Below are 15,629 nucleotides of genomic sequence, written 5' to 3'. Positions count from 1 at the left end.
TCGCTCCACCTTTAACCAAAAGACATATTTCACCAACACATATTGAATTTAATCGTTTTTCTACTCAATTTGATAGCGTTGTTGGTTATAATATTTCCTCCTTTACCCAGCATCAATATCATGTATCCAATTATCAAACCACTGCTATTCCAACTGGATCCAGAAACTACTCATCACCTATCATTAAAATGTTTGCGATTTCTGCATCGCTATCATTGTGGTTTTTTACTTAAAGGCAAACACAATTGTGCCAATAATAACCAATCCGGAAACAATAATCGCTGTACAACGACATTGATGGGTCTAACCTTACCCAACCCAATAGGTTTAGCGGCAGGTCTGGATAAAAACGGTGAATACATTGATGCACTGGCCATGCTTGGCTTTGGTTTTATAGAAGTGGGAACCGTTACCCCACTACCGCAGGCTGGCAACCCCAAACCACGCTTATTCAGATTGCCGGCACAACGGGCAATCATTAATCGCATGGGATTTAACAATTACGGTATCGATACCATGATTAACAATCTCGCAAACAGCCAATATCGCGGGATACTGGGTATTAATATTGGCAAAAATGCAGCCACACCCATGGAAAAAGCAGTCGATGACTATCTGATTTGTCTGGAAAAAGCCTACCCTTATGCCAGCTACATCACGGTCAATATTTCTTCACCCAATACACACAGTTTACGCAGCCTACAAAATGCCAGTGAACTGGACAGACTATTAAATCATTTAAAAAACCGACAAGCACAGTTGGCAACTCAGCATAACCGTTATGTGCCTATTGCTATTAAAATTGCACCTGATCTGAACGAAGAACAGATTGCAGCGATTGCTGACGTTGCCCTGAATACACAGATAGACGGTATTATCGCCACTAATACCACTATTGATAAAACCGTTCTGGGTCAACATAAATTTGCACAGGAAGTCGGGGGATTATCTGGTTCACCAGTACAGATACAAAGTAATCATATACTGCGCCAACTATCCACTCTTTTAGATTCGCAAATTCCTCTTATTGGCGTTGGCGGAATTACCTCCAGTGCTGATGCAGCTGAAAAAATTTGCCTTGGTGCCACCGCAGTTCAGTTGTATTCAGGTCTGATCTTTCGCGGCCCGCAGCTAATTAATGAATGTATCCATGCCTGCAATCAACTAAAGTAATATCTTGTCTAAATAGCCGAAATTATAATAACTTTTTATATCATCATTATATTGACTAATGAGATATTCTCTGGATTCATTGCAAATAAGGATAATCAAATGCAAAAAGAATATCAATCTATCATTTAATAAATAAAGATATAACTTACTCCCATGATATTGGAATAGCATCTAAAAAATATATAATGGTTCTATGATGAAAAAAATTTGTGATCAAGATTGATCAATAAATTTATCAAAAGCGTGAATACCTCAAGACAATAATATCATTGAAACAACATATAATTATATGAATTGATTAATATATTTTAATGGAGATTGATTAAATGAAGAATATCTCAAAGTTCTTCATTATTTAATACTATAAATATTTTTCTTTTCTTGGGATTGAGTGATAATAACAAATATTAAAGAAAAGTCTTATTTTGACATCTCTTTCTTTATAAAGAAATATCCTTAATGGAGTAATAATGATACCTTCGAAGAAGGTAGATTTAAAAATTAAGAATTGGCAGAAGAAAGCCATTCCGCAAAATAGATATTTATTAATTTAAAACTCTTTAAATCAAGATTATACCAATAACAACTTTTTCTGTACCTATTAGTTAATCCTACCGTCTATCTACTTTCCATTTTCTGGCGTATAACTTAACGTGACTGTGTTTGGCAGTAAGCTCACGCCTGCGCTATGATATCAGCTTTCATATAAATATCAGCTCAGATTACTTTGTGCAGTTTTTATCTGTACAGGCAAAAACTGCACAAAGTTATTTGATTAAATTGAAAGCCACATCATGCATAACAGCGACATACCGCTGCCAAAGGATATCCAGCGGCCAGCAGAAACCGTTTTGGTGAATATTACTCCGCAAGAAACCAGAGTAGCTGTTATGGAAGAGAACAGGCTGTGTGAAATTCACATAGAACGTAACAGCGGTTATGGTCTGGTAGGGAATATTTACCTAGGTGTTGTCCGGCGCGTACTGCCCGGCATGCAAAGTGCCTTTATTGACATCGGCCTAGAGCGTGCTGCCTTTCTACACATTGTTGATATTCTGGAACAACGCCAGAAACCAGAACAAACACTGCGTATCGAACACATGTTACATGAGGGACAATCAATTGTTGTACAGGTAATCAAAGACCCGATCAATACCAAGGGAGCGCGCCTATCTACGCAGATATCTCTGGCTGGGCGATTTCTGGTACACCTGCCACAGGATCAGCATATCGGTATTTCACAACGTATTGAAGACGAAAACGAACGTAACTATTTACGTGAGCGGCTGCAAAAGCTGTTACCAGCCGATGCAAATCATGGCTATATTATTCGTACCAGTGCAGAGAATGCTACTGATGCAGAATTACAATCTGATATCAACTATTTAACTAAAAGATGGCAACATATTCAGCAATTATCCAAAATCAGCCCACCGGAAACCTTGCTTTATCAAGATTTACCTTTGAGCCTGCGCGTATTGCGCGACATGTACAGTGACAATATTGATCACATCATTGTAGATTCATCGGCCAATTATGAAAGCATGCGTGAATTTGCTATGAATTATTCTCAGGGCGCGTTAGATAAACTGCAATTATTCCATGATGATCGCCCGCTGTTTGAAGAACACAATATCGAAACCAGAATTAACCAATCGCTACAGCCACGGGTAAATCTTGACTTCGGCGGTTATATCATCATTGAACCTACTGAAGCCATGACCACTATTGATGTCAATACTGGTGGATTCGTCGGTGCTCGCAACTTTGAAGAAACCATCTTTAAAACCAATCTGGATGCATGTCATGTTATTGCACGCGAACTGCGTTTACGCAATCTGGGCGGTATCATTATCATTGATTTTATTGATATGGCCACCACAGAGCACCAAGAAGAAATTCTGACGGAACTGGCGCAGGCACTGGCTTATGATCGTACTCGTGTGACCCTTAACGGTTTCACCAGTCTGGGACTGGTTGAGTTAACACGCAAACGGACGCGCGAAAACCTATCCCAAATTCTGTGCGAATCCTGTCCGACTTGTCAGGGACGGGGACGGCTGAAAACCGCACAAACCGTATGCTATGAAATTCAACGCGAAATCGTGCGTGAAGCACACCAAAAGAATGCGCAAGAATTTCGCATACTCGCTTCACCAAGTGTGATTGATTTATTTCTGGATGAAGAAGCCAACTCGCTACAAATGTTAAGTCAATTTATTGGCAAACCAATTGCTTTGACAGTAGAAGCCACCTACAACCAAGAACAATATGATATTGTTCTTATATAATTTTTTCGGCAATAGAGAAACCGGACATATGAATTTACCTGATGCAGCTCAAGCAGAAAGCCTGTGGCAAACCATTCGCCATGAAACTGAAAATGCAGCACGCAACGAACCTATATTAGCCAGCTTTTTGCATCTGAGCGTTTTACGCCATAAAAGCTTTACCCGCATGCTTGCCTTTCATTTATCTACAAAAATGTCCAGCGCAGTCATGGATGCACGGGCATTATTTGAGATTTATCTGGAAGCATTCCAGCAGGATCCGGCAATTATTCATGCAGCACTGGCCGATATTGTGGCCTACTATGAGCGTGATCCGGCCTGTGATACCTATTCCTTACCATTGCTGTATTACAAAGGTTTTCATGCCATACAAACCCATCGGATTAACCATTGGCTCTGGCAGCAAAATCGCCCTACTCTAGCCTATTTCCTGCAACATCGTGCTTCAGAAGTATTAGGTGTTGATATTCATCCTGCTGCCTCGATGGGGTATGGCATCATGATTGATCATGGTACTGGGGTGGTCATTGGAGAAACAGCAGTACTGGGCAATAATATCTCCCTGCTACACGGGGTTACACTGGGCGGTTCTGGTAAACAAAACGGTGACCGGCATCCGAAAATCAGTGATGGGGTTATGATTGGTGCTAATGCCTCTGTTCTGGGCAATATTAAGGTACACACCTGTGCCAAGGTAGGCGCCGGCAGTGTAGTGGTTAGTGATGTTCCTGAATACTCAACAGTAGTCGGTGTACCTGCACGGGTTATTAGCAAAACAAATAAACATGAAAGTCCGGCACAGGAAATGGATCAGCGTATTTAAAAGTATAGTTTGCTCAGATACATTACAGGAATGTTTAACGCAGCTATGTTTTATCTGTTGCAGTCAAATTGAACAGGATAGTAATAATGACAAACTGAGCAAACAAAAAGAGGATGAGAAAGGGTATTTTAAACAACCCAGAATATACATTTCCAAAAAATCTACACAGCAGAATTTTAATAAAAGTTCGTTTCTATTGTTCTGGAAAAAGGATATTCGGTTGCACGAGCGTGTCAGGTTAAATTGTAATCCTTTAAATCTTAATTTTGTTGAATTAAACCTGCTATATATTTAAATAATATTATTTTGTTTTTTAATAGTTATTCTTTTCCTTTTCTATTGTTGCACTATCAATCTTAGTAAGTTGATCTGCTTGTTTTAACTAGATTACGACATCCGTGCAAACACAATCACGAAAACTGCATTCTAATTTGTTGTTATCATCAACCCATGTAATTATCTGATATCCAAAATCAACACTCCAGAACTCATCTGGATAATCTATGCCCAATTTTTGGTTTATATCATGTTCACGTAAATTTAAAAAATCACTGACTTTGAATTGGTTTACAGTTGTTCTAAAATTTTTCATCCATTGCCTTTGTAACATTAAAATATTATCTACCAAACCTATCTTTTGATTCTAATGCAAAGAACCATGCTACAACTTATTCCATATATTGTATGGTATGACTTGTGTATTTTCGGCAAGCTGAAAACGGCGGTATTCAATATGCACCAGAGACAAAACTAACGCTTATTCATCGGTAAGAAATAGGACGACTATACTTTAAAAATAACCATCACTGATTTGGCATAATGTACTATGGCTGGCCGTCTGATCATTTATACCGTGTTAAAAAACCAAATTACAAATATTTGTATCTCAACCAGTAAAAATGAGCACTATTGAACAATAAAATAGGGTTTCAGGATAAGGTTAAACTGCCTGAGACAATACCTTAAGAGTTTTAAAAAATGGTCTTATTCATTAGGTGGAAATATCTCGGCATTTTTCAACACTTGATTCATTAAGAATACAACTACCGTTAAATATTTATCAGATAATTCCAGTATAAACCTGTCTTCTGCGTAGCACACATCTTATAAATCACACAAAATATTGCCTACAGATTAATGCAATCAATCCATTCAAAATGACTCAAATGTAGTCAATCATGCCTAATAAATAAACCAGATAAACGATGTTAATACTTAAAGAATACAAAATAAAAAGACAATAAAAAACGCAAATTCCAATAAGAATTTGCGATCAATAAGATTGGTGGTGGCGAATCAGGGATTCGAACCCCGGACACAAGGATTATGATTCCTCTGCTCTAACCGACTGAGCTAATTCGCCATATCTCGTTTTCAAGAGAGACGCAATTATACGATATTTTTTCGAACATGCAAGCACAAATTAAACAAAAAATAATTATATTTTTGTTTTAAAATATAATTATTTTTTATTCTCCCTAATTTAGCCTAGCAATGGCTGTTAAATTAGCATCAACTCATGCATCCAGCAAACAATGCAATTCTTCGCTGGTTAAGCATAAGTATGACTATGCTTTATGATACAATTCAGCCATTTTTGAATCTAGCCAATTTCCAAGGAATATCATGAGTTTGAAATGTGGTATTGTGGGTTTACCTAATGTGGGCAAATCTACCCTGTTTAACGCTCTTACCCAATCCGGCATTGAAGCGGCCAACTACCCCTTTTGCACTATTGAACCGAATGTCGGCATTGTTGAAGTGCCTGATGAACGTATGGCTGAACTGGCCAAAATTGTTAACCCCAAACGCACCCAGCCAGCCATTGTTGAATTTGTCGATATTGCCGGACTGGTAGCTGGTGCTAGTAAAGGTGAAGGTCTAGGTAACCAGTTTCTCGCCAATATTCGTGAAACAGATGCCATCGTTAATGTTGTACGCTGTTTTGATGACGACAATATCGTCCATGTTGCCGGCAAAGTAGACCCGATTTCCGATATTGAAGTCATTGGTACTGAGCTGGCACTGGCAGATTTAGCCAGTGTGGAAAAATCCATTGTACGTGAAAGTAAACGAGCCAAATCCGGTGACAAGGAAGCACAAAAACTGGTAACTATTCTGGAACGCTTACAGCAGCACCTGCTCGAAGGTAAACCGGTTCGCGCAGCAGGGCTGGATCAGGATGAGCTGGCGCTGATTAAACCACTGTGCCTGCTGACAGTAAAACCGGCTATGTATGTAGCCAACGTAGCCGAAAATGGCTTTGATAACAATCCCCATCTGCAACGCCTGCAACAATTAGCCGCACAGGAAAACGCACCTGTTGTTGCCTTGTGCGCTGCCATGGAAAGTGAAATTGCAGATCTGGACGAAGCTGATAAAACCGAATTTTTAGCAGAAATGGGTTTAAAAGAGCCTGGGCTGAATCGGTTGATTCGTGCCGGTTATGACCTGTTAGGCTTACAAACCTACTTTACGGCTGGTGTACAGGAAGTCAGAGCTTGGACTATTCATAAAGGCGATACTGCTCCTCAGGCTGCCGGAGTAATTCATACCGACTTTGAACGTGGATTTATCCGTGCACAGGTAATTGCTTACGCCGATTTTATTGCCTGTGGCGGTGAAGCCAAAGCTAAAGAAGCTGGCAAAATGCGAGCTGAAGGCAAGGAGTATGTGGTAAATGATGGCGATGTTATCCACTTTTTGTTTAATGTTTAACTGCTAACAACAATTAGCCAGCAACAGCCCAATCAGGGTTGTTGCTTTTTTATATATTTGAATTCATACCACTTAATTGTATAAACTGGAGAATATCTTTCAGTCAGTAAAATTTGAGTTATTCCAAATTCAGCCGACAAGGTCTACTCTGTTTCTACATAACAAGATATCAGTATATAACGACTATACAGACTATTTTAAGTATTGATTTTAATAACAATTAATGCATTGAAAAATATAAACACACATATTTGCAGCCTGAATACCGTTAAAAGCAGGTAAAACATTTCTTGCCATAGTCCAATTAATGATTGATCAATTTATTGCAAGCACAAATGCAGTAATAAGCAAATCGTGTAAAATAATGCATGATTATTAATTGTCTAACTGAAAAACAGGCTAACTGGCCAGAATCAGCGAAAACGTTTTATGATATTTACTATTTTGTTTTTTCATGCAGCCAGAAACCAAAATCGGTTTTAGCCATTTTTATTTAATTTGAAAGTATAAAATCTCACTATGACCAGTGTTGTTAACGATTTACAGCAACGTGGCCTGATTGCCCAGACTACCGATGCTCAGGCTCTAGATACCTTATTAAACGAACAGAAAATCACACTTTACTGTGGTTTCGATCCTACTGCTGACAGTCTGCATATTGGACATCTGTTACCTATTTTGGTATTGCGACGTTTTCAGCTGGCCGGACACACACCCATTGCCCTTGTTGGTGGAGCCACCGGCATGATTGGCGACCCCAGTTTTAAAGCACAGGAACGCTCGCTCAATACACCAGAAACCGTACAGCAATGGGTAGCTAAAATTCGTGCCCAGTTGCAGCCATTTCTCAGCTTTAGCGGTGAAAATGCAGCCATTATGGCTAATAATTATGATTGGTTCGGCAATATGAACTGTCTTGATTTTTTGCGCGACATTGGCAAGCACTTTTCAGTGAACGCCATGCTGAATAAAGAATCTGTAAAACAGCGTCTGAGCCGTGATGATGTAGGTATTTCTTTTACAGAATTCGCCTATGCTTTGCTACAGGGTTACGATTTTGCTGAGCTATACCGTCGCCACGGTACCGTATTGCAAATTGGTGGCTCGGATCAGTGGGGCAATATTACCGGAGGCATTGATCTCTCCCGCCGCCTGCATCAGGCTACCGTATATGGTTTAACGCTACCACTGGTAACTAAAGCTGACGGTACTAAATTTGGTAAAACCGAAGGTGGCGCAGTCTGGTTAAGTGCAGAAAAGACTTCCCCTTACCAGTTCTATCAGTTCTGGTTAAAGGTTGCTGATGCCGATGTATATAAATTCCTTAAATACTTTACCTTCCTCAGCATTGCCGATATAGACGCAATCGAGGCACGTGACCAGACCAGTGGCACCAAACCGCAGGCGCAGCGTATTCTGGCTGAAGAAATGACCCGGCTGATTCATGGAGAAGAAGCACTGGCAGCTGCCCAACGTATTTCTGCCAGCTTATTCGCTGAAGACCAAAGTGCACTTACTGAAAGCGATTTCCAGCAATTATCTTTGGACGGTCTGCCTGCCTTTTCTATTACTGATTCCATTAACATTGTACAGGCATTAACCACAGCAGCTCTGGCCAAATCCAACAATGAAGCACGCGGCTTTATCAGTCAGGGTGCAGTAATGGTTAATGGGCAGAAAATTGACAGTTCTGACTATGTATTCAGCGACAGCGACAAACGTTTTGGTCGATATACCATAGTACGTCGCGGTAAACGCAACCATGCCTTACTGGTATGGCAATAATTTTTTTCAAATTCTACAAATGCACAACTCAAGGGAGTCAATATGAGTAATCACAGTACTATTCTGCAACACCTGCCCGTGGGCGAAAAGGTCGGCATTGCTTTTTCCGGCGGGCTGGATACCTCAACAGCGCTACTCTGGATGAAACTAAAAGGCGCATTACCCTACGCCTATACGGCCAACCTAGGACAGCCAGATGAAGATAATTATGAGGCTATTCCAGAAAAAGCACTGGGATATGGTGCAGAAAAGGCGCGACTGATTGATTGCCGCACACAACTGGCACGTGAAGGTATTGCCGCAATTCAAAGTGGCGCCTTTCATGTGCATACCGGTGGTATGCCGTATTTCAACACCACGCCATTAGGCCGTGCTGTTACCGGTACGATGCTGGTGGCGGCAATGAAAGAAGACGATGTACATATCTGGGGTGACGGTTCAACCTATAAAGGCAACGATATTGAACGTTTCTACCGCTATGGCTTGTTAACCAATCCGGCTTTGCGTATTTACAAACCATGGTTGGATCAACAGTTTATTGATGAACTGGGCGGACGACATGAGATGTCGCAATTTCTGATTGCACAGGGCTTCGAATACAAAATGTCTGTAGAAAAAGCCTACTCAACCGATTCCAACATGCTTGGGGCAACCCATGAAGCCAAAGATCTGGAGATGCTCAATAGCAGCATGAAAATCGTGCAGCCAATCATGGGAGTTGCTTTCTGGGATGAGCAGGTAACCATTAAAACAGAAGAAGTACGTGTACGTTTTGCAGAAGGCGTACCAGTAGCTTTAAATGGAACTGAATACAATGATCCGGTAGCACTGATTCTGGAAGCTAATCGAATTGGTGGCCGTCATGGCTTAGGTATGACTGACCAGATCGAAAACCGCATTATTGAAGCCAAATCACGTGGTATTTATGAAGCACCGGCTATGGCATTACTGCATATTGCCTATGAGCGTCTGCTTACTGGTATTCATAATGAAGATACTATCGAACAGTATCGTATTAATGGTTTGCGCCTAGGCAGATTGCTGTATCAGGGACGCTGGTTTGATTCGCAGGCACTGATGCTAAGGGAAACTGCACAGCGCTGGGTAGCCAAAGCCATTACAGGTGAGGTAACGGTGGAATTACGTCGTGGTAACGATTACTCTATTCTTAATACCGAATCACCAAATCTGACCTACCAGCCGGAACGGCTAAGTATGGAAAAAGTCGATAATACTGCCTTTTCTCCAGCCGATCGTATAGGCCAGCTCACCATGCGTAATCTGGATATTGCCGATACCCGTAATAAACTGGCAATCTATACCAGCAGTGGGCTGTTATCAGTAAATCAGGATGCTTTGCTACCTCAATTAACTGATAAAAAAGATATTCTGTAAGATTTATAATTTAAAAAACTCAAAAACCGGATGGCATTTATGCGCCATCCGGTTTTTTATTGCAAATATAATCTAATTGGCAACTATAAATAAGATATTTAATTATTTAATCAACGCGCAGACTTTATCTATAAACTGGATACAGTTAATTATTTATGCTGTGAATGAATAATTTTCAGACTAAATAATGATTCTGCGGTGGCTGATGCATTGTTTTCAATCTGATGGTTTTATTTAAGCCAACTGGTAACCATTTTTCTACAGCCAATTTATACAACAATTTTAATATACTCAGATATCTGCTAAAGTGCAATTACGTTGCCATAAGGAAGTTTTACATCGTAAATGGCCAACATATTGCAACGGGTAAGTAGGCACAACAGAAGGAATGTCATCAGCACGCATATGGAGCAAATCACCCGGTGCAACCCATTCGGCCGGTGTTTTGGTTAAAGGGATTCCAGCATAATTATAGGCAGCAACTACCAGCTGCGAACAAAAATAGCGATCAGAAGAGAAAGGTGTTACCTGCACTAACGCCATGGTATTAAGACACAGATGGCGAAAGGCGCGAGGAATTACTGGTAATTCACATACTTTACGAGTAACAGTATAAGGAGTCTGTTTAATGATACCGAAATAATTATATTTTCCCCCAGCCTCAGCCTTGGCAAACTCACGAATTTTCTCAGCCTGTAAATTATTTAAATGTGGATGGCGATAAACCACCAGTAGCGGGTTTTCATCAACACTCTCAGCCAGAGGCATGATATGTACACCACTGCCAACGGCCTCGGCAACTTCACCATCTCCTAAATACAGGAATGCATGGCTGATTGATGTGTTACCAAACAGACGTAAAGCGCGTGATCTCAGGCCGGAATTAGCAGAAAATAAAATATCCCCGCTTTGCAGATCCATTGGATTAATCAATAGTACACCCGTTTGTGGTGCCGTATTTTGCCGTTGAAACTTTAAGACAATATGTTTTTTCTCTCCGGAAGTGCTTGGAACACGGTGAAATTGGGCTGTACAGGCAACACACAGGTAACAACATAAAATTAAAAACAGAAATCTCGAATGTTTGATAATTGAAGCGATATTAAATTGGGTTCTATATAAATTTATCATTATTCAGAGCTTAATTTTTTTGAATACAACAGATTGCAAATCAATCAGCATTCCCCTGTTTTGCCTAAGTAACAATTACATATACTTAAAGCATTTATTGGAAACATCAGGAATACGATTAAAACTGACCAATATTTTATTTACATTAAGTTATCTAATCTTCTCATAATAACATATATTAATAATTTATTTTAAGAAGATTTAAAAAGAGCACTATCTAATAGTATATATAGTAGAGTTAAACTAATGAAATAATTAAACATTTTTATTAGAATCATTAAGTTATAATAAAAAACATTCTAAAGTTATCCAATTTATCAGTAATAAAAAAACCCTGCTTAAAGCAGGGTTTTTTTATTACTAAAGTAAAAAGTTATCTAACTTTTTTAGCTACCATAGTACGGATTTTAACGTCTACGCGGCGATCAGGTGCGATACACTCGATCAAAGCAGCACGTTTCTTAGCTGCTGAAACTTTTTTGCCCAGTCTGGCAACTTCAGCCTGACAAGATTCGGTCATGCGAGCTTCAGATTTACCTAAGCCAACTGCAGAGATTTTCTCAGCAGAAACGCCTTTGGAAACCAAATACTGAGCAACAGCATGAGCACGACGCTCAGACAAAGCCTGATTATAAGCTTCAGAACCTTTAAAGTCGGTGTGACCTTCAACACGTACAGCCTGTACGCTGCTGTCAGCCAGACGGCTAGCCAATTGATTCAGAGTATCAATTGCTTCCGAACGCAAAGTATCTTTATCAAAGCCAAACAGGAAGTTAGCAGACAAAGATACAGTTTCATCAACAAATCTAGGTGCTTGTGGTGCAGCCTGAGCAACCACCATTGGGTGACCACAGTTGTTGCCCAATGTAGGTTCATTATCGTTATTGAAACGGTTTTTCACACATTCAGGTGTACCATCAGCACCATTTTCGCGAGTGACAAGAATTTCACCTGTTCCTTTTTCAGGAGCAGAACTAGTAGTATAGCCATTATAAGTACCAGCAGGTTCACCGGTCCAGTTGGCACCCGGTACAACACCATTGGCAAAAGCGGCAGTTGAAGCAGCCATAGCAACGATCAATGCGCTCAATTTTAGCTGTTTGGTCATGTTATTCCCTCATCAAAAAATTTGTTATGTGTTGATTCAGCATTAAATTCGCCTGATCAAAACACAAATACCATTTACAGGCCGCTCAAACCGGGCGGGTAGCTTGGTAAATCAGGTCTATACTATAAAAACCACAGCATAAACTGTCAATACGCAAACCACCAAGGCGAAGCTGCTAGACGACCCGCTTCCTAACTTTGCATCATGCCTAAAAAATAGCTTTGTGTCACTTATTTACAACTAAATTCGTGCCTTTACTCAGATTAAGTTGCATTAAAACAACAAGCAAGCTTCTATTGGTCTGATCGCTCGCAGCAAGCTGATTAACTTGTAAATTTGTCCAGTCGCAAGTGAAGATGTTTCATGTCAGAATGGGTAAATTGCGTTATGATGTAGATAACGAAGCTTTTTTGTTGTATTTGAGCGACAATTAAAACAACGCTAAACTTAAAGGGGGCAGAAACAATATGAAGCTGCAACAGTTACGTTATGCAGTTGAAGTTTATCGTCAGAATCTGAATGTCTCAGAGGCAGCTGAAGTGCTGTTCACTTCGCAGCCGGGTATTTCCAAACAGATTCGCATGTTGGAAGAAGAACTTGGGGTACCACTCTTTATCCGTCACGGCAAACGTATGGTAGCAGTAACGGCACCTGGCAAAATTGTGCTGGAAACTGCCGAACGAATTTTACGTGAAGTACAAAATATTAAGCAAATTGGCACAGAGTTTGCCGACCAGAATATTGGTTCTCTAACCATTGCCACTACTCATACACTAGCGCGTTATGATTTACCTGAAGTAGTATCCGCCTTTGTTAAACGCTATCCTCAGGTTCAGTTAAACATCCAGACAGCCAGCCCGAAAATCATCACCCACATGGTTCTTGATGGAGAGGTAGATTTTGCTATTGGCATGGAAATAGAAATTGAACACCCTGAATTGCGTAAACTGAGTTGTGGGGCATGGAACCGTAGTATTATTGTCCCCGATAATCATCCCCTGTTGAGTCTGAAACGGCCATTGAGACTGGAGGACATTGCTGCTTATCCGCTCATTACCTATGATATTGCTTTCAGTGAAGAATCCAAAATCGCCCGCGCCTTTGCTCAAGAAGATTGCAACTTACCCAGAGTAGTACTGGCTTCAGCTGATACCGATGTCATAAAAACTTATGTAGCACAAGGCTTAGGTATTGGACTACTGGCCAGTATGGCTTTTGACAGCAGATGGGATCAGGGTTTACAGCTGATCAGTGCTGAGCATTTATTTGAGCCTTCATTCTCGCAAATAATACTCAGACAGGATGTATATCTGCGTGGCTTTGGCTATGAATTTCTGGCCTTGTTCGCTCCGGGGCTAACCCGTGCCCGAATTGAATCTGCACTGCATTCTTCTTTCGAAGAAGATTTTTCAATTTAATCATTCTTTTTACATCAAAGCCATTTTGTACTTATTGTACAAAATGGCTTTGTAGCAGTTAGGGCATAAGCATTCCGCCGTTAACATGTAGTGTTTGTCCTGTGATGTAGCGTGCTTCCTCACTAGCCAGAAACAATACGGCTGCGGCCACATCTTCCACAGTACCCAAACAATTCAGCGCAGTTTGTGCTGCATAAAAATCTCGTTGCTCCTGCGGCAAAGCTTTTGTCATATCAGTTTCGATAAATCCGGGTGCAACACAGTTTACGGTAATACCACGCGAACCAACTTCGCGCGCCATGGATTTACTAAATCCAACCAGTCCGGCCTTAGCAGCAGCATAATTTGTCTGACCGGCATTACCCATAAAGCCAATCACGGAAGTCACATTGATAATCCGACCCCAGCGTGCTTTCATCATACTGCGCGTTACAGCTTTGCTGGCACGAAAGGCTGATTTCAGGTTGATTTGCATGATTTCATCCCACTCTGCTTCTTTCATGCGCATCAGAAGGTTATCGCGGGTAATACCAGCATTATTCACCAGTATCGCAATATTGCCAATATTACTCTCGATATCCGCAATCAGATTTTCAATACTGTTTTCCTCAGCAATGCGTAATTCCCGCCCTTCTCCGCCGACATCAGCCAACGCCTGATTAATACTGTCTACACCACTAGCAGAAGTCGCTGTGCCAATTACCTTAGCACCTTTTTCAGCCAGCGACCGGGCAATGGCAGCACCAATTCCTCGGGTAGCACCCGTTACCAGAGCGATTTTACCTGTTAAATCCTGATTCATTATTCTTTCCTTTAGCTGGCAGAATGCGCAGCAATGAAACTTTCCATATTTTCTACACTAGTTAAAGCTGTACAGCTGGCACTTTTATCAATTCGCTTGGCCAGACCGGCCAGTACTTTACCCGGACCACATTCAGCAAACTCAGTAATACCTTCTGCCACCAGTTTGCGCACTGTTTCTGTCCAGCGCACAGGTGAATACAACTGCTGCACCAGCGCCTGTTTAATTGCTTCCGGCTCAGAATGTGTGGCAACATCCACGTTATGTAATACCGGAATCTGTGGTGTTTCAATTTTAATCTGTGCCAGAGCCACAGCCAGTTTGTCGGCAGCCGGCTTCATCAGACGACAGTGAGAAGGTACAGATACTGGTAAAGGCAGAGCACGTTTGGCACCAGCCGCTTTAGCCAGTTCACAGGCACGGGAGATGGCCATAGTACTTCCGGCTATTACCACCTGACCGGGCGAATTATAGTTTACTGCTTCGGCAACGGTACCTGATAATTCATTTTGCGCCTGTAAGCAAACCTGACGCACGACATCATCATCTAATCCCAATATTGCTGCCATTGCACCTTGCCCAGTTGGAACAGCTTCCTGCATTAGCTGGGCACGCAGACGAACCAGTTTGACAGCATCATTAAAGCCCAGACTACCTGCTGCAACCAGAGCGGTGTATTCGCCCAGACTATGGCCTGCCAGCATCACTGGTCTCTGTCCGTGCAGTTGTTGATAGACATGCCAGCTTGCAATACCAGCAGTCAGCATCAGCGGCTGGGTATTAACGGTTTCATTCAGGGCAGTGTTATCTTCACCATTCATCAGTGCCCATAAATCCTGATCAAGTGCTGCCGAGGCCTGTTGGAATGTTTCTTTGACAATGGCCATGTCGTTGAAACCGGCCATCATATTGAGGCTTTGTGACCCCTGACCGGGAAAGAAAAAAGCAATATTCATGGTCTTCCTTGATTTGAATGGAACTAATA

General features: G+C 41.1%; 11 protein-coding genes and 1 tRNA gene. 7 read left to right on the top strand and 5 right to left on the bottom strand.

Annotated elements, in window-relative coordinates; translation table 11 throughout:
• The first annotated feature begins 120 nt into the window (after positions 1-120).
• The 3 genes from J6578_RS09185 (at position 121) to cysE (ending at position 4,287) form a co-directional block, all read left to right on the top strand.
• Positions 121-1,173, top strand: coding sequence for a quinone-dependent dihydroorotate dehydrogenase (locus tag J6578_RS09185; protein ID WP_287954461.1), 1,053 nt, complete (start codon positions 121-123; stop codon positions 1,171-1,173).
• Positions 1,174-1,967: 794 nt separating this feature from the next.
• Positions 1,968-3,464, top strand: coding sequence for a ribonuclease G (rng, locus tag J6578_RS09180; RefSeq protein ID WP_093093065.1), 1,497 nt, complete (start codon positions 1,968-1,970; stop codon positions 3,462-3,464).
• A gap of 28 nt (positions 3,465-3,492) precedes the next feature.
• Positions 3,493-4,287, top strand: a complete 795-nt coding sequence (cysE, locus tag J6578_RS09175) for a serine O-acetyltransferase (RefSeq protein WP_287954459.1) — start codon at positions 3,493-3,495, stop codon at positions 4,285-4,287.
• A 1,286-nt stretch (positions 4,288-5,573) separates the two neighbouring features.
• On the opposite strand, the gene J6578_RS09170 is transcribed toward cysE, so the two are convergent.
• Positions 5,574-5,650 (bottom strand) — tRNA-Met (locus J6578_RS09170).
• A 263-nt stretch (positions 5,651-5,913) separates the two neighbouring features.
• Here J6578_RS09170 and ychF point away from each other — a divergent pair.
• The 3 genes from ychF (at position 5,914) to argG (ending at position 10,185) form a co-directional block, all read left to right on the top strand.
• A complete protein-coding gene (ychF, locus tag J6578_RS09165; RefSeq protein WP_093093062.1) occupies positions 5,914-7,005 on the top strand; it encodes a redox-regulated ATPase YchF in 1,092 nt (363 codons plus the stop codon).
• Between the two features lie 519 nt (positions 7,006-7,524).
• The gene (gene tyrS / locus J6578_RS09160; RefSeq protein WP_093093060.1) at positions 7,525-8,790 is read left to right on the top strand and encodes a tyrosine--tRNA ligase; all 1,266 of its coding nucleotides are present in this window, start codon (positions 7,525-7,527) and stop codon (positions 8,788-8,790) included.
• A 42-nt stretch (positions 8,791-8,832) separates the two neighbouring features.
• Positions 8,833-10,185, top strand: coding sequence for an argininosuccinate synthase (argG, locus tag J6578_RS09155; RefSeq protein WP_037404805.1), 1,353 nt, complete (start codon positions 8,833-8,835; stop codon positions 10,183-10,185).
• A 291-nt stretch (positions 10,186-10,476) separates the two neighbouring features.
• Here argG and J6578_RS09150 read toward each other — a convergent pair whose 3' ends face one another.
• A complete protein-coding gene (locus J6578_RS09150) occupies positions 10,477-11,106 on the bottom strand; it encodes a C40 family peptidase (RefSeq protein ID WP_239428014.1) in 630 nt (209 codons plus the stop codon).
• Between the two features lie 583 nt (positions 11,107-11,689).
• The gene (locus tag J6578_RS09145; protein WP_093093056.1) at positions 11,690-12,424 is read right to left on the bottom strand and encodes an OmpA family protein; all 735 of its coding nucleotides are present in this window, start codon (positions 12,422-12,424) and stop codon (positions 11,690-11,692) included.
• A gap of 467 nt (positions 12,425-12,891) precedes the next feature.
• Here J6578_RS09145 and J6578_RS09140 point away from each other — a divergent pair, with 467 nt between their 5' ends.
• Positions 12,892-13,842 (top strand): CysB family HTH-type transcriptional regulator, encoded by a 951-nt coding sequence (locus J6578_RS09140; protein ID WP_239428015.1) that lies wholly within the window; start codon positions 12,892-12,894, stop codon positions 13,840-13,842.
• A 58-nt stretch (positions 13,843-13,900) separates the two neighbouring features.
• On the opposite strand, the gene fabG is transcribed toward J6578_RS09140, so the two are convergent.
• Positions 13,901-14,647, bottom strand: a complete 747-nt coding sequence (gene fabG, locus J6578_RS09135) for a 3-oxoacyl-ACP reductase FabG (RefSeq protein WP_100149981.1) — start codon at positions 14,645-14,647, stop codon at positions 13,901-13,903.
• An 8-nt stretch (positions 14,648-14,655) separates the two neighbouring features.
• Positions 14,656-15,600: an ACP S-malonyltransferase gene (fabD, locus tag J6578_RS09130; protein ID WP_287954456.1), complete on the bottom strand. Its 945-nt coding sequence runs from the start codon at positions 15,598-15,600 to the stop codon at positions 14,656-14,658.
• Positions 15,601-15,629: the final 29 nt, after the last annotated feature.

Source organism: Snodgrassella sp. (assembly GCF_024103505.1).
Taxonomy (GTDB): Bacteria; Pseudomonadota; Gammaproteobacteria; order Burkholderiales; family Neisseriaceae; genus Snodgrassella; species Snodgrassella communis.
Note: the sequence above shows the minus strand (reverse complement) of the source record. Positions and strands in the feature narration are given on the sequence as shown.

Excerpts from the sequence above, each read along its gene's own strand:
- tyrS (WP_093093060.1), top strand. The coding sequence starts at position 7,525 with ATGACCAGTGTTGTTAACGATTTACAGCAACGTGGCCTGATTGCCCAG.
- argG (WP_037404805.1), top strand. The coding sequence starts at position 8,833 with ATGAGTAATCACAGTACTATTCTGCAACACCTGCCCGTGGGCGAAAAG.
- J6578_RS09145 (WP_093093056.1), bottom strand. The coding sequence starts at position 12,424 with ATGACCAAACAGCTAAAATTGAGCGCATTGATCGTTGCTATGGCTGCT.
- ychF (WP_093093062.1), top strand. The coding sequence starts at position 5,914 with ATGAGTTTGAAATGTGGTATTGTGGGTTTACCTAATGTGGGCAAATCT.
- cysE (WP_287954459.1), top strand. The coding sequence starts at position 3,493 with ATGAATTTACCTGATGCAGCTCAAGCAGAAAGCCTGTGGCAAACCATT.
- rng (WP_093093065.1), top strand. The coding sequence starts at position 1,968 with ATGCATAACAGCGACATACCGCTGCCAAAGGATATCCAGCGGCCAGCA.
- J6578_RS09150 (WP_239428014.1), bottom strand. The coding sequence starts at position 11,106 with ATGGATCTGCAAAGCGGGGATATTTTATTTTCTGCTAATTCCGGCCTG.
- fabD (WP_287954456.1), bottom strand. The coding sequence starts at position 15,600 with ATGAATATTGCTTTTTTCTTTCCCGGTCAGGGGTCACAAAGCCTCAAT.
- J6578_RS09140 (WP_239428015.1), top strand. The coding sequence starts at position 12,892 with ATGAAGCTGCAACAGTTACGTTATGCAGTTGAAGTTTATCGTCAGAAT.
- J6578_RS09185 (WP_287954461.1), top strand. The coding sequence starts at position 121 with ATGTATCCAATTATCAAACCACTGCTATTCCAACTGGATCCAGAAACT.